Raw genomic sequence first — 15,159 nt, 5'->3', positions numbered from 1 at the left:
TTTCATTTTAAAAAAACTTACTGAGAATTTTTCTTCCTTATCTTTGTATTAAATTAAGCCACATACATGAGCCACGAAATTGCCGGATTTTCTAAATTATCCAAGATTGAAAAGATAGAATGGTTAGCAAAACAATATTTTTCAGAACCTGAAGAAGCTATTTCATTACTCAAAAAGTACTGGAATACAGATGTAAAACTGCAACAATTGCATGATGAATTCATCGAAAATACCATTTCTAATTTTTATTTACCGTTGGGAATTGCACCAAATTTTACCATCAACGGAAGAAATTACACCGTTCCGATGGTTATTGAAGAAAGTTCGGTTGTGGCTGCAGCCGCAAAATCTGCTAAATTTTGGTCAAAACGTGGCGGGTTTAAAACGACTGTAATAAACACTGAAAAAATAGGACAAGTTCATTTTATTTATAAAGGAGATAAATCAAAATTAGTTAACTTTTTCAGTCAAACGAAACCAAAGTTCTACCAAGAAACGGAAAGCATCACTCAAAATATGCAAAAACGAGGTGGTGGAATTTTGGATATTATTCTGCATGACAAAACTGCCGATTTAGAAAATTACTATCAATTGCATGCTACTTTTGAAACCAAAGACAGTATGGGTGCCAATTTTATCAATTCGTGTTTGGAACAATTTGCTAAAACCCTAAAACATGAGGCTCTAATGTTTGAAGCTTTTTCGGAAGAAGAAAAAAACATTGAAGTGGTGATGAGTATTTTGTCTAATTATGTGACTAATTGTATTGTTCGTGCAGAAGTTTCCTGTACCATTGAAGAATTAGCTGAGAAACATATTGAAAACCCAACTGAATTTGCTGAAAAATTCGTTCGAGCAGTCCAAATTGCTCAAATTGAACCTTACCGTGCTGTAACCCACAACAAAGGCATTATGAATGGAATTGATGCGGTCGTTTTAGCAACCGGTAACGATTTTAGAGCGGTAGAGGCCGGGGCACATGCTTACGCTTCGCGAGATGGAAAATACCGTAGTTTATCAAATGCTACCGTTGAAAATGGCATTTTTACATTTTGGTTAGAGATTCCGTTAGCCATTGGAACAGTGGGCGGATTAACTTCGTTGCACCCAATGGTAAAATTGAATTTGGAAATTTTAGAAAAACCGTCGGCACCTGAATTAATGCAAATTGTGGCCGCTGTTGGATTGGCTCAAAATTTTGCAGCCCTGCGTTCATTAACGACCAAAGGCATTCAAGAGGGTCATATGAAAATGCACATTAACAATATATTAAACCAATATCAAGCAACAGCTGAGGAAAGAATAAAAGTTGCTGAATATTTTAAAAACAATACTATTTCACACGCTTCAGTGGCAGGATTTTTGGAAGAAATTAGAAAATAAATCAAATTGAAACAAACCTTTTACAGCAACGGAAAATTACTCCTAACAGGCGAATATGTAGTGCTAGATGGAGCTTTAGCCTTAGCTTTACCTACAAAATTTGGACAATATTTGACTGTTGAGCCAATTTCATCAAAACAAATTCAATGGAAAAGTTTTGACCAAGATGGCAGCATATGGTTTGACGATACGTTTACTTTTAACGAAATCACTCATAAAACTTTCTCGTCTGAAAATTCGGTTAGAAATACGTTATTGGAAATTTTGCATGAAGCTTATCAAATGAAACCTGATTTTCTTTTAAACAAAAACGGATTCAATATAGAAACGAATCTGACATTTCAGAAAAATTGGGGGTTAGGCACCTCTTCTACCTTAATTAATAATATTGGTGATTGGTTAGAAATTGATGCCTTTGAATTATTGAACAAAAGTTTTGGCGGAAGTGGTTATGATATTGCCTGTGCCCAAAACAACGCTCCTATTATTTACCAACTGATTGACAACAAACCCTTTTACAGGAAAGTTGATTTTTCACCGAACTTTAGAGACCATCTTTTTTTTGTTTATTTAAACAAAAAACAAAGTAGTAAATCTGCCATTGCCAATTATATCAATAAACAAAATGAAGTTGGTAAAACAATTGAACAAATCAATAAAATTACGAAGTCACTTCTTTCTAACAACGATTTGAGAACATTCGTTTATGAAATAGAAAAACACGAAAATTTACTGAGTGATGTATTGGAAATAAGTACAATCAAAGAAGCTTTTTTTGATGATTTTAAAGGGGTTGTAAAAAGTTTAGGAGCTTGGGGCGGTGATTTTGTTCTTGTTGTCTCAAAAAATAATCCGACTGGTTATTTTAAAGAACGAGGTTTTGAAACCTTGCTTTGTTATGACGAAATGATATTGAAATAAAAAAATCCCAACACTTTTAAAAGGTTGGGATTTTCTTGTATTGCAGTTAGAATTAATAATTAAACTGTAATCTGTTATCTTTAATTTTAGCTTTATCTTTTAATGCACCAAAAACGCGACCAACTGCAGAGGCATTTTGAGATTTTAACGTATTGACTTGTTTAGTGTAGTCTTTTGTTGGTAAAGGCTCTACTATTTTAGTAGTTTTTACCACAAATACACTTGCATTACCCTCAATTGGAGCAGAAATTTTATTCTCAGCAGTTCCAAAAGCAGTTCCAACTACTTTAGGTTCATAACCGGCAGATGCAACAGATGGATTCTCTAACGTAACATCGGTAGCTGTTTGCACTTGCACAGCATTAGCTTTTGCAATGTCTTCCAAAGAAGAGGATTTCATTTTAGCCATAATTTTCTCGGCCTTCTTTTTATTCTTCAAAATTGGTTCAACTTGAATTCTTGCATCTTCGATGGCTAATAAACCTTCTTCGTTGATCTTTTTTAATTTTGCTATTAAATGGCCTACTTTAGGAAGTTCAAAACGTTTTACATCATTTACATCTGTATCTTTTTCAAAAGCCCAACGAATAACTTGCCTTTGCGACCCATATTGACCCAACATTTCATCTAACGCTTTCACACGAATAGATGGATTTACTGTTAATTTAGCTTCTTTTGCAGCTGCTTCAAACGATTTTTCGTTGGCCGCTAATTCAAATTTCACCGCATTAGTATACGCATTTTCAGATGTTTTTTCTGAAGCTTCAATTTTTTGAGCAATTGTTGCCAAACGTATTGCATCTTGTTTATCCGTTACTTTAATAATATGATAACCAAATTCTGTTTCAACTAAACCAACTTTTCCGATTGGATTATTAAAGACAAAATCATTAAAAGCGGGAACCATTTGACCAGGCCCGAAGAAATCTAAATCTCCACCTTTTTGTGCAGAACCTTGATCTTCAGATACAGAAAATGCTTGCATGGTAAATGAGTCAGGATTTGCAGTAACTTGTGCTAAAATTCCTTCAGCTTTTACTTTTGCTTCTTCTTTTGTTCTATCTTCTTTAGGTTGAGCTCTTGAACCGGTAAAGCTTATTAAAATATGACTTGCTCTGGCTTTCGCTCCGGCTCTTCTGCCCATAGAACGACTGATTGCAAAGTAATCTCCATATTGATAAGGTCCGTAAACTTGACCATCAGCTAAATTAAATATCGATTCTGCATGCTCAGCCGGTAAATCTGATTTTGCAACATACGTTGAATCATAAGGGAACTGAGAATTTTCATTAACAAATTTAATAACATCCGATGTGGTTGAAAAGCTTGGTAATGTATCGTTAGAATTTGTTTCTTTGTTATACACAACCCGAGGTGACAAGAATGAATTTAATTTATTTTTAATTTCACTTCTATCTGCTTCAGAGGGTTGATCTTCTATAACAACAAATTCAATCTCACGGGTTTCATCTGCTTTGTATTTTTTCTCATTCTTCTTCATATAGTCAATGATTTCATCATCTGTTACTTTCACATCACTATCTTTGACTGAAGAATATGGCACTGCTACAAAATCAAATGTAACTTTTTTATTTTCCACATTATATTTAAATTTTGCATCATTTTGAGTAGTAAAAAAACCCGACTTGACTAAACCACTATACAATTGGTACTTTGCATTAATATTTGCATTCTCTTCTACACTTTCAAAATATTTAACTTCGTCTGGATTAGAGCTTGATTTAATGTATTCTCGGTACTTATTAATATCAAATTGCTTCAGTTCATTTTGAAAAGAAGGATTTTGTCCTAAATTAGGATCTGCTTTTAATGTTTCTATCAAGTGATTTTCACCAATTCTGATTCCTAATTTATCTAGTTCTTCTGTTAATAGGGCAAGATTAATTTCTTGATTCCAAACTTGGTTAACTGCTTGGATATTTGACATTCCTTGTCCTGATTTTTCGGTATTCCCTACTTTAATTCTAAATTCTTCAAACGGAATATCTTTCCCATTAATACTTCCTACATTGTTTGAACTTTGACTAAAACCGCCGCTTTGAATAACATCTGCTAGTACAAAAGAGAATAATGCCAACGCAATAATCACTATAAGAATAAATGAACGTTGTCTAATTTTTCCTAAAATCGCCATTTTTATTTCTGTTTAATTTTATTTCAGTTTGCGAAAATACAATTATCTGTGAAATAATTATAAAGAATTGAATATATTTTATTGATTTTTTGCGGCACAAAAAATTATAAGGCTTTCTCTATAAGAATATTTGCATTTTCGGGTTAATGAAGTTATTTTCTTTACTCAAAATGGTCAACAATCATTTTCACTTGTTCAATTTTCTTGTTGGATGCTTCCTCAATGATAAATTGAAAATTGTTAATTTCGATAACTTCGCCTTTTTGAGGAATTTCTTTGACATGATTAACGATAAACCCACCCAAGGTCGAATACGAATCTTCTTCCGGAATGTTTAGTTTATAAACTTCATTAATGTACTCTACATCTAATCGGGTAGAAAACCTAAACTCTTTTTCATTCAATTGTTCTTCAATAAATGTCTCGTCAAAATCATGTTCGTCTTCTATTTCTCCAAAAAGTTCTTCTACAATATCTTCAATTGTAATCATTCCGGACGTTCCACCGTATTCATCCAAAACAATCGCTACACTTTTTCTTTTTTTAGTTAAAAGGTTCATCACATCTTTGATAAACATTGTTTCCGGAACAAATTCAACCGGAATCATTACCGATTTGATTGTTCTGGGTTTACGGAATAATTCAAATGAATGTACATAACCAATAATATCATCTAGAGAAGATTGAAAAACCAATATTTTAGAAAAACCCGTTTCAATAAAAAGTGATTTCAATTCTTTCACCGAATCATGAATTTCAACAGCAGAGATTTCTGTGCGGGGAATCATAATGTCTCTTGCCTTTACCCCTGAAAACTCAAGTGCATTTTGGAAAATTTGAATTTCAGAATCAACCGTTTCATGATCATCTACGGCATTCATTTGTTCAGAAATAAAATTTCCTAATTCAACTTTGCTGAAAAAAAGCTGAGCTTCATCGCCCTCTGTTTTGAAGAGTTTTCTTAGAAAAAAATCGGATATCCAAATGACAAAGGAAGATATATAATAAAGTAATTGGTAAAAAAAGTACGCCGGAACAGCAAAGATTTTAATAAATGTGTTGGCATAAATTTGAAAAAAAACCTTAGGTAAAAATTCAGCAGTAATGAGGATAATTGCTGTTGAAATCAATGTTTGAATGAGTAATACTTGGAACGGTAAATTATCATTATTGATGTACTCCGGATAAATCAGTTTGATGATAAGGTCTCCCATTGTAAACCCATAAATAACTAAAGCTATATTGTTTCCTACCAACATGGAAGCAATAAATTTTGAAGGATTTTGGGTGATTTTAGTTAAAATCTTCGCCACAAATCCATCTTGCATTTTTTCTATTCCAAGAAACACCTTGTTAGAAGATACAAAGGCGATTTCCATTCCGGAAAAAAAAGCCGAAAACAGCAAACAAATGAAAATGATTGTAATTGCCATTATTACCTATTATTTTTTCCGATTATCCATTTTATGCAAAAATCGTCTTCTAAAAAAAAACATAAAAATAGCCATTGCAGCAAAAAAGAACATAAGCCAAGGACTTTCTTCCTGAGTATTTAAATTAGTAAAACCTTGGTAAATAAAAAATCCGGCTGCAAAAAGATAAAAATATTGAATGTATTTTAAGTATGTCATGACCGATGTCGGTTATCTGTTGTCTGTTATAGGTTATCTGATTACTGAGCGTTTTTTACTTTAAACAAAATTATTCTGCTTCATTGATTACACCAGAAACTTTTTGAAAATTAATCCGTTTAAAGTCCTTGCTAAAATCAAGTCCTTCACCTTGTGTTTCTCCTTTATTAGGGTCTGTAAATTTAAACTTTTTTTCGGTAAAAAACCACTCGTTTTTTTGGTCGTAATACAATTGCTCGGTTTCTAAATATTGTCCACCGTCTGATGTCATTTTTACATTTCCTTGTAAATCAATAATATCAGTACCTTTAAATGAAATAGCATAATCAGACTTTATATAATTTCTTTTCCCGTCTTGGTCATACAATGTCACTTCCACACCTAAAGGAAATTCAGTAAAAGGATAGTGGACAGTTGCATAGTCAAACATTTTTGGGCTTACTAATATTGCCTTTATTTTACCGGAGTCAGTATATTTCATGTTAACAGAATCTGCTTCACCTGATGCCATGAACTCAGAAACATTAATTTTTTGAATTTCTTTAAAATTACTTTGGCAACCAAAAAACAATGTCACAGTAAAAACTGTGACACTGATTTTGATTATTTTTTGAATGCTTTGCATTATTATAAATTTGGCACTGTAACACTTCTTCCTACCCAGCAATTAAAACGGATTGATTGCCCTGCTCTACCTGAAGTATGTATTTCAGCTTTGGTAGGAGCTAATTTATCATAAGACGCAGCAGCAGCATTACCCGCAGAGGTTCCTGCTTTTCTGGCAGTTGAAGCTGCTAACCAATAAATTGCTCTTTTTTCAAATGGATCACTACCACATTCATTGGCACTATTCGCATAAAGTTGAGCGATAAACACATGAGCTTCTCCAAACGATGGTTTGGCCGCAATAGCTTTTTCTGCAAAAGCTCTTGCCTGTGATTTATTGCTATTCCCGTAAATATTTCTGGCAACAGTATAATATACCTTTGCTTTTTCTCCATTGTCTTTGTGTAACTCTGCTGATTGGTTAAAGTATTCCAATGCTTTTGTGGTATTCTTTTTATTATAATAAGAAACTCCCAAGTTATAAGCAGATTTAGCTGTTGGATTTAATTGGTGTAATGTCTCAGATATTTTTGAAAACAAAGGGTCAGAAGAACAACCTTTTTTGTCTAAACGATCTGCAGCTCTTCTTAACCACTCTGCATCACCTTTTTTCTCCTCAAAGCTACCACCTAAAAACGGAATCAATCGATCGCAAGTTGATAACTGTGCAATTTTATTATCCATACTAGTTCTAATTGTTTGAAAAGCATCTAAGTTAATTTGATTAGCATTTTTTACACTTGCTTCTTTCCTTGTTAACTCGGCACCTGTTTCTTCTTTTTGTAAAATTACATCCAACTCATCGGATAGTTTTTTCTCTTCCTCATCAATTTTGTCGGAGATTTCGTCATACTTACTAAACAAATCCTGAAGCTGTATCCCTTTTTTTCCTGCTTCGAAATCATTTACATAAATTTCAAAATAGACATAAAGAGCTTTAGCATTTGAAAAATTTTCTCTGTCTGTTTTAAATGCATTATCTATCAAGTTGTAAACTTCATCGGGTGTACCGACATTGTTTTCAAATAATGCCATTGATTTTCTGACTTTATTTCCTCTGTTATTATCAGGAAAGTGTTTGTCAAACTCGTCATACATTTTTATCAAATCGCGAACTTCTGCTTCTTTTTCAGCAGGTGTTTTGGCATTTTCAATACGGTAATTTAATATTTGCTCACCTCTAATATATATTGCATTGTGAAATGACGCACAATTTTTGCGACAATACATCCATGGTTCATAAGCAGCAGTAAAATCTTTGGCTTTACATAGCTCATTAAAGATAGATAATTTCTCAGCACAATCAGCAGCGTTCTGGGCATTTACATTGACCATTCCGATAAGAATCGCAAATACAATAATTAATTTAGTTTTCATAGTTATAAAATTTCTGTATTATTCATATTTTCTTTTTACAAACCATCTATCGCTTAATGATAGACTAATAAATACGTTGGCATAGTTCTCTTCTACCAATCCGGCATTGGTTGTTCCTCTTTTACCATATTCAAAACCAATATTGATATTAGAAAAACTTCCTCCGAGTGGTAATCCTAATCCAAAAGTTATGCCATAATTATTTATAGACTCGTTATTAATGATTAAACCTGTATTTTCATAATTGAATCCGGCTCTGTACGTTATTCGCTCCAAATACCTATTAAAAGAGTTATATTTAGGAATAAAATAGCCTCCTAAACTGAATTTTGTAGAATTTTCATATGCTACATTGTCTATATCATTAAAACGATTTCCAAAATTACTTGATTGCTGTAACGATATTTCTGTTCCAACCATCCATTTTCTTACTTCACCGATTCCGGCTCCAAAAACAAATTTTGAAGGTAATTTTAAATTAGAAGTACTTGTCTGTGTTATACCGTCTTCCTGAGGAATAATACTAAAGTTATTAGTTACCAAAACTGTATTGATATTTCTTTCGTTATCAACAGTTAAATTACTTTTCCCTGAATAGGACAAACTTCCGAATAGCGTCATTTTTTTAGTTACCTTTCTGTTGTACATTAATCCAACATTATAACTGAATCCATTCACTCTACTTGAATTTAACTCTCTTGTCCCATATTGAATCTCAGGTATATACTCAATTGAATTTGTAGATATGTTACCAAAATTATAACTCAAATCTGCTCCAAAACTCAAATTTTCATTAAACTTATATCCTAATCCACCAAAAAATTTGTTTACTCCACCTTCTCCAAAATACCTGGAACTTATTTGAGTTCTGTCTTCATTAACATTCTCAATTTTGTATCCAACAGAAGAGTAAGGAAGTAACCCTAATGCCGCTCCAAACTTTTTGGATAATGGAACCGCAACTACCAAATAATCGATTGTAGTTCTAGTTGCATTTTCTGACTGAGAATTCGTTTTTAAATTTACATTATTATAGTTTGCTCCAACGGTAAATGTTGTAAACTTTAGATGCGAAAATGAAGCCGGATTTTGTAAATTAACATGAATGGAATCATTAAAAACACTAACACCTCCCATTGAACGATTTTCAACTGCACCTTTAAATTTAACGTCCCCAATTCCATAAAAAGAATAAGGAGAGGCTGTACCTTCTTGTGACCAAGTTACAGCTGAAAAAAATAAGCAAAAGCCTATTAGAATTTTTTTAATCATTTCTGGTTTTGTATTGAAAAAATTGGTTCAAACTTTCCAATAGGAAATTTGAATTGGCAAATATGGTATTTTTTAATCTTTTTGCCAAAAAAACAGCATCTCCACCCGTTAAAATTATGGTAAAGTTTTCATTTAGCTGTTTATAACGTTCAATAAAGCCATCTATTTCACAAATTAGACCATTTACGACACCTGAATGAATGGATTGTTGAGTAGAGTTACCAATAAGACTATTCGGTTCTTCGAGCGTTAACAAAGGTAATTTTGCCGTAAACTGATGTAAAGACTCATACCTAAGCCTTAATCCAGGCGAAATTGCTCCACCCCAATAGTTATCTTTATCATCAACAAAGTCATAGGTAACACATGTTCCAACATCAATGATTAAACGATTTTGATGCGGATACAATAAGGTTGCTCCGGTTGCCAAAATCATTCTATCTACCCCTAATGTTTTTGGAGTGGTGTATTTATTTTTAAAGGGGAATTCGTCTAAGTTTGAAACATAATGAATTTTCAAATCTTTTGAAAGAGACTTTAAATCAAAAGTTAATTTTTTTGCTACTGTCGAAGCAATAATATTATTAATTTTTGGATAACCTTCTAAAATTTTTTCAAAATTATATTCCGCTTCATTTTCGGCAAAAACAAATGACGCCATGCGTGTATCCGATTCATATACAGCACATTTAATTCGAGTATTACCTATATCAATAACTAAAACCATACTTTACCTTTCAGTACACGAAGGTACGAATAGATTTTTTTTAATAATTGTTTTGTATAAAATAAAAATCGTTCTATATTTGCACCCGCATCAGCAAAGGTACCTTAGCTCAGATGGTAGAGCAACGGACTGAAAATCCGTGTGTCCCTGGTTCGATCCCTGGAGGTACCACTTAACACCCGAATAGCAATATTCGGGTTTTTTGTTTTTTATTACATCATGAAACAGAAACATATAGCAACAAAAAACCCAGCTAAATAACTGGGTTTAATAATAATATAATTAACTAACTCTAAAACATTAATTTTTGATTAACTTCATTGTTTTTTCGCTTCCATTAACATCGGTAGCGTTTACAAAGTATATTCCTTTATTTAAATCGCTTACATCAAAAGAATAATCTGAATTAAATTCATTATTAAACGATTTCACTAATTGACCTGTTACGGAATAAATATCAACTTTTGTTGTGGCGACCGAAATAGTAAATGTATTATAAGCTGGGTTTGGAGCCAATACTATATTTGTATTTATCTCAAAATTATTAGTAGACAATGTTGATGGTTGATTTCCATAAACCCTAAATTCTCCTGGTTGTAAATTGATTGCAGTTGTTGTATTGGTAACTGAAAAAGAAGTATCGTTCATCAAATTATACCAAGTTCCGGTATAAGGAAAATCAGGAGTGATGTTTTCGTTACTTGTAGAAAAATTAGCTAGAATTACTACATTTTTTAATTGAGAAGTAGGTAGCGAATTATCATAAACATAAATCCGTTGACGAAGATTACTTCCATTTGGACTAATAGAATATTCTCCGTTGAAAACAGGTTCATTTATTTTTAGTTTAATCATTCTTGACCAAGCGTCATAAATTGCGTTTCTTCTTGAGTCTGATAACCAATTTTCTGTCCACTGCCATTGGGGTTTAGTATCTAATTTACAGTCGCCAGGAGGTGTAGAACCTTCATCATTTACCGTCCCATTTGAGCAAGTATAAATGGATTGATTATTCCCCAATTCACCAAAATGCCATATCATTTTTGGACCCGGTACTAAAATACTAGTTGCTCCAATCGCTCCCATTCGTGATAAAGCATTCGTTAAGTTTCCATTAACTGGAGCTGAACCGCTATTACTTCCATAAGTAATTGCTTCGTACATCATTCGGTCCTTATCATGGCTTTCCGGATAACCGATTAATCTTTTCCCGGCAAATCCTCTACTGATATGCCCCATGTTGTTAATATTTTGCCCTGCATAACCCATAGCAAGCTCTTTATACTGAGAATACATTTCTCCCCACATAAGTACACCTTTTCCTTCTCCTAATCTATGATTTGCCCATTGTTGTTCTTCGTTATTAGAACCTAAATGTTCAAAAATCACAATGTGATCAGGATCTAAAATCCATGAATAATCAGCATAATCTTTTAAAACCTGAACCCTATCTGCTTGGTAAGTGTTGGTACAAGCTTCATCACCGCCTGAACAATTTTGAGTAAAGCCTTTGGTTAAATCCCAACGGAAACCATCAATTTTAAATTCCTCAATCCATTGTTTAATCACTCTTCTTGTATAATACTGGGTTAAAGCAGACTGGTGATTAAAATCTTCACCAACGCTATAACTATGACGAGCAGTTGTATTATAATAAGGGTTTTCTGTTGTAGGCGATCCCCATCCGTCTCCATCATGATCATTCATCCACATTCTTACACCGGGATTTCTACCAAATGAATGATTTAAAGCTACGTCTAAAATTACAGCAATTCCATTCTGATGGCATATGTCTATGAATTCTTTTAACTTATCAGGTGTACCGTAATATTTATCAATAGCTAAGTGAAAAGCGGTATTATACCCCCAACTTTCATTGCCTTCAAATTCCATTACCGGCATTAATTGAATGGCATTTACTCCTAGATCTTTAAAATAATCAATCTTATTTATCAAGTCTTGATAACTTCTATTGGCATCAAAATCTCTTACTAAAACTTCATAAACTACAAGATTATCTTTATTTGGCTTAACAAAATTTAAAGTAGCATCACTCCAATTATAAGGTGTTTGTCCGGTTTGTAATACTGTTACTTCTCTCTGTTGATTTGGAGCAATAGTGTTGTAGTCTGGTAAATTTGGAAACTTGCCCAATGCAATAATTTCTCCATCATCAAAAGGGGATAAAACTAGAGTTGAATACATATCTGCAGTTTTTACAATCCTAGGAGAATTTGCCGGAACTGCTGTATTATCACATACCCAATATTGGTAGGCATACATGGTACCTGGATTTAGTCCGTTTAATTCGAGCCAAAACTTTCCAGTTGATGGGTCTTTTTTCATTGAGTATGCTGGAGTAGGAGACCAATTATTAAAACTACCTGCAACATAAACAAAATCTTTATTTGGAGCAGATAGCACTAAGGTTGCTTTTGTTAAATCTGAAGTATTATAATTTATTCCATCTTGTAGATTAGACGGCAATGCTTCACTAACTGGTGTTAAAGTTTTAATGGCAGAAAATTGAAAACTTTTTGTAGATCCATTTTGAGTAACTTCTAAAACATAGCTATTAATATTTTCTGCTGTTGCATCTGAATATGTATAGCTTGGAGCCCCCGTACTAGCAGGAAGATTATTTTGTGTATTGACAACAACTCCATTGCGTTTTAACACATAGTTAGATGGCCCTACTGTATGTCTGGCGGCAACTGTATATGATGTTGTAAAAAGTTGTATTCCACCAGCTACAATATTATTCATTAATGTTACTTGAAATGAACCAACATTCAGCAGAATGTCTTGCGACTTTTTGTCTCCTGTTCCATTTTTTGCTTTGATTAAAAACCCTACTTTAGCCACTTCTGAAGAGCCAAAAAAACTAAACACACTTGGATTATAAGTAAATGAATAGGTGTCATTTATAGAGTTATAGGTCATCAATTTACTATTGTCTGAGTTTTCCCAAGCTCCATTTCCACCATAAGGAATATTGGCATTTGAGCTATTTAAAGCCCAAACCCAAGCATACAATTGGTTGTTAGACACCCCCCAAGTAGCTTCATTTATTGATGAACCATTTACGGTAATTGTTAAAGCATCTGTTCCTTCAAAAGTAGGTGATGGACTTATAGAATATGTTACAGTTTGTTGTTGAGCAAATGTACAAATTGGCAAGGTTAATAATAATAGTAAAAACTTTTTCATAGTTGAAATTTTAAGAGATATTTTCGGAACTGCTGAAGCGTACAATTTAGAAGTACCAAACACCAACAGCCCCGAAAATTATTCAATTTTTTATTGTAAAGTCATAGTATAACTTTTTGGCTGAATTCCATCTGAGGCTTCAGTTCCAAAGTTCACTTTTATAAGATATGTTCCTGGAACTGTTACAGGAATATCTGCACCGTTTAATTCCATTGTAGAATCATTTCCATTATCTCCATAATTAGTTGACCAACTATCGTCTAATCTAAATTTGAATGCTCCCTCAATTAATGGCATTGTGATGTAATAAATTTTGGTAGCCAAATCATAGTCTAAATTAGTATCAGAATCCCACCCTGTTGGTGTCGCACTGCCTATTATTCCCCAATTAGGCCACGCAGGATAAGGAGTTAAACGAATTGTAAAATGATTAGAATATTGTGGAACTGCTGTTCCAATTGTTCCAACAGTTGACTTAATCCTAACATCAATACTACTTTCTTCAAAAGGAGGAAATCCTGCATCTAGAGCTGCTTGATTCAATTCTGCTACTGTAAATTCTTTGAATTTGGTTGAAGAGCTTGCAACAACTGTTGGTGATTGAAAATTTGTACCAACTTCATCAAATTCAATTGCATAGTTAACAACTGTCGGTGTTCCGCTATAATCAGCATAATCCCATACAAATGTTACTGCAAAGTCAGCTGCGTTATCATTTTGCAAAACCATTGAAAAATCATTGTTTGGAAATTGCAAAACAGGAGTAATATTGGCTACAACTGGATCTCTATCTGTATCGGCTACATCGTCTGTACATGACAGCATAAAAAGACCGATACTTAGAATTAGAAATTTTATATTTTTCATAATTAATTATTTTAAAATTATAGTTGTGTAATGGTATATGTCAAACTATTAAAATCAGCGGTAATTAAATATTTACCGGAAGCAGTTACAGGAATATCAGCCCCCCCCGAATCTAATGTTAAATCATTACCATTATCTCCATAATTAGTTCCCCAATCTTGATTTAATCTAAATTTATATGCTCCTTCTACTAAATCAATTACAATAGAATATGTATTTGAAACAGAATCAAAATCCATCATGGTATCACTATCCCATCCTGTTGGTGTTGCACTACCTATTATTCCCCACGCATCAACTATTGGGGTTATTGAATAGTTTAGGCTCTCTAAGTCTAACACAATTGTGTAATTTCCTTCAGCAACTGGAATATTAGCTCCTCCAGAATCTAATGTTAAATCATTACCATCATCTCCAAAGTTTGTATCCCAGCTATTATCTAACCTAAATTTAAACTCACCGGTTAAAAGATAAAGAGATATAGAATATTTTCCAGTCATTGGATTGTATCTCATATCAGTACTATTATCCCAACCAAAAGGAGTTGCACTACCAATAATACCCCAATTTGGTTGATAAGGAGTAACTTTAATTGAAACAACATTTGATGTCCAAGTTGAGGATTTAATTCTAATGTCAATTATACCTTCTGTAAGTGGTTGAATACCCAAACTTTTTGCAGTTGCATCTAGAGTGCCAATTGTGACATCTAAAAATAAGTTTGTAGTTGTTCCAACAACTATTGGAGAAGCAAAATCTGTTTCTCCTAATGCTGCTTCAACAGTATAGGTGACCGAGGCATCGCCTGTTGCATCTGAATCAGTCCACACAAAAGTGGTTGCTACTTGATTTAATTTACTACCATCTAACACTGAATTGAAACTTGATGTTGGATTAATTAACATTATTCCCTCTCCTGGTGTTAATGCATCAATTTCTTGAATATCATCTGAACATGATATGACTATTAGTCCTATAAGCACTAATAACAGTTTTGAAATTTTTTTCAT

General features: G+C 33.1%; 12 protein-coding genes and 1 tRNA gene. 3 read left to right on the top strand and 10 right to left on the bottom strand.

What is annotated here, in order from left to right; translation table 11 throughout:
• Nucleotides 1–66 precede the first annotated feature (66 nt).
• Both R2782_RS11165 and R2782_RS11160 read left to right on the top strand, forming a co-directional pair.
• Entirely contained in the window at nt 67–1,383 is a 1,317-nt protein-coding gene (locus R2782_RS11165; RefSeq protein WP_371268332.1) for a hydroxymethylglutaryl-CoA reductase, degradative, read from the top strand.
• 6 nt (nt 1,384–1,389) lie between these two features.
• Entirely contained in the window at nt 1,390–2,304 is a 915-nt protein-coding gene (locus tag R2782_RS11160) for a GYDIA family GHMP kinase (RefSeq protein WP_371268331.1), read from the top strand.
• A gap of 52 nt (nt 2,305–2,356) precedes the next feature.
• Here R2782_RS11160 and R2782_RS11155 read toward each other — a convergent pair whose 3' ends face one another.
• The 7 genes from R2782_RS11155 to R2782_RS11125 form a co-directional block, all read right to left on the bottom strand.
• Complete coding sequence (locus R2782_RS11155; protein ID WP_371268330.1) at nt 2,357–4,459, bottom strand: peptidylprolyl isomerase; 2,103 nt, start codon at nt 4,457–4,459, stop codon at nt 2,357–2,359.
• A gap of 161 nt (nt 4,460–4,620) precedes the next feature.
• Complete coding sequence (locus R2782_RS11150) at nt 4,621–5,892, bottom strand: hemolysin family protein (protein ID WP_371268329.1); 1,272 nt, start codon at nt 5,890–5,892, stop codon at nt 4,621–4,623.
• A gap of 9 nt (nt 5,893–5,901) precedes the next feature.
• Nucleotides 5,902–6,090 (bottom strand): hypothetical protein, encoded by a 189-nt coding sequence (locus R2782_RS11145; RefSeq protein ID WP_371268328.1) that lies wholly within the window; start codon nt 6,088–6,090, stop codon nt 5,902–5,904.
• Nucleotides 6,091–6,160: 70 nt separating this feature from the next.
• A complete protein-coding gene (gene lptC / locus R2782_RS11140; RefSeq protein WP_371268327.1) occupies nt 6,161–6,715 on the bottom strand; it encodes an LPS export ABC transporter periplasmic protein LptC in 555 nt (184 codons plus the stop codon).
• A gap of 2 nt (nt 6,716–6,717) precedes the next feature.
• Nucleotides 6,718–8,073 carry a tetratricopeptide repeat protein gene (locus tag R2782_RS11135; protein WP_371268326.1) on the bottom strand — a complete coding sequence of 452 codons (1,356 nt, stop codon included), beginning with the start codon at nt 8,071–8,073 and terminating at the stop codon, nt 6,718–6,720.
• Between the two features lie 18 nt (nt 8,074–8,091).
• A complete protein-coding gene (locus tag R2782_RS11130; protein WP_371268325.1) occupies nt 8,092–9,345 on the bottom strand; it encodes an OmpP1/FadL family transporter in 1,254 nt (417 codons plus the stop codon).
• Nucleotides 9,338–10,072 (bottom strand): type III pantothenate kinase, encoded by a 735-nt coding sequence (locus R2782_RS11125; RefSeq protein WP_371268324.1) that lies wholly within the window; start codon nt 10,070–10,072, stop codon nt 9,338–9,340. Before R2782_RS11125 ends, R2782_RS11130 begins: the two co-directional genes overlap by 8 nt.
• Nucleotides 10,073–10,170: 98 nt before the next feature.
• Here R2782_RS11125 and R2782_RS11120 point away from each other — a divergent pair.
• Nucleotides 10,171–10,243: transfer RNA gene (locus tag R2782_RS11120), tRNA-Phe, on the top strand.
• A 129-nt stretch (nt 10,244–10,372) separates the two neighbouring features.
• On the opposite strand, the gene R2782_RS11115 is transcribed toward R2782_RS11120, so the two are convergent.
• The 3 genes from R2782_RS11115 to R2782_RS11105 all read right to left on the bottom strand — a co-directional run bounded on the left by R2782_RS11115 (nt 10,373) and on the right by R2782_RS11105 (nt 15,159).
• Nucleotides 10,373–13,282 carry an alpha-amylase family glycosyl hydrolase gene (locus tag R2782_RS11115; protein WP_371268323.1) on the bottom strand — a complete coding sequence of 970 codons (2,910 nt, stop codon included), beginning with the start codon at nt 13,280–13,282 and terminating at the stop codon, nt 10,373–10,375.
• Nucleotides 13,283–13,372: 90 nt separating this feature from the next.
• The gene (locus tag R2782_RS11110; protein ID WP_371268322.1) at nt 13,373–14,149 is read right to left on the bottom strand and encodes a SusE domain-containing protein; all 777 of its coding nucleotides are present in this window, start codon (nt 14,147–14,149) and stop codon (nt 13,373–13,375) included.
• A 17-nt stretch (nt 14,150–14,166) separates the two neighbouring features.
• Nucleotides 14,167–15,159: a SusE domain-containing protein gene (locus R2782_RS11105; RefSeq protein WP_371268321.1), complete on the bottom strand. Its 993-nt coding sequence runs from the start codon at nt 15,157–15,159 to the stop codon at nt 14,167–14,169.

This window comes from Flavobacterium sp., from assembly GCF_041392085.1.
GTDB lineage: Bacteria > Bacteroidota > Bacteroidia > Flavobacteriales > Flavobacteriaceae > Flavobacterium.
This window is presented reverse-complemented; position numbering and strand designations above follow the sequence as displayed.

What these genes read in the sequence shown, in the direction of transcription:
- R2782_RS11110 (WP_371268322.1), bottom strand. Translation starts at nt 14,149, where the DNA reads ATGAAAAATATAAAATTTCTAATTCTAAGTATCGGTCTTTTTATGCTG.
- R2782_RS11150 (WP_371268329.1), bottom strand. Translation starts at nt 5,892, where the DNA reads ATGGCAATTACAATCATTTTCATTTGTTTGCTGTTTTCGGCTTTTTTT.
- R2782_RS11115 (WP_371268323.1), bottom strand. Translation starts at nt 13,282, where the DNA reads ATGAAAAAGTTTTTACTATTATTATTAACCTTGCCAATTTGTACATTT.
- R2782_RS11165 (WP_371268332.1), top strand. Translation starts at nt 67, where the DNA reads ATGAGCCACGAAATTGCCGGATTTTCTAAATTATCCAAGATTGAAAAG.
- R2782_RS11145 (WP_371268328.1), bottom strand. Translation starts at nt 6,090, where the DNA reads ATGACATACTTAAAATACATTCAATATTTTTATCTTTTTGCAGCCGGA.
- R2782_RS11130 (WP_371268325.1), bottom strand. Translation starts at nt 9,345, where the DNA reads ATGATTAAAAAAATTCTAATAGGCTTTTGCTTATTTTTTTCAGCTGTA.
- R2782_RS11155 (WP_371268330.1), bottom strand. Translation starts at nt 4,459, where the DNA reads ATGGCGATTTTAGGAAAAATTAGACAACGTTCATTTATTCTTATAGTG.
- lptC (WP_371268327.1), bottom strand. Translation starts at nt 6,715, where the DNA reads ATGCAAAGCATTCAAAAAATAATCAAAATCAGTGTCACAGTTTTTACT.
- R2782_RS11105 (WP_371268321.1), bottom strand. Translation starts at nt 15,159, where the DNA reads ATGAAAAAAATTTCAAAACTGTTATTAGTGCTTATAGGACTAATAGTC.
- R2782_RS11135 (WP_371268326.1), bottom strand. Translation starts at nt 8,073, where the DNA reads ATGAAAACTAAATTAATTATTGTATTTGCGATTCTTATCGGAATGGTC.
- R2782_RS11125 (WP_371268324.1), bottom strand. Translation starts at nt 10,072, where the DNA reads ATGGTTTTAGTTATTGATATAGGTAATACTCGAATTAAATGTGCTGTA.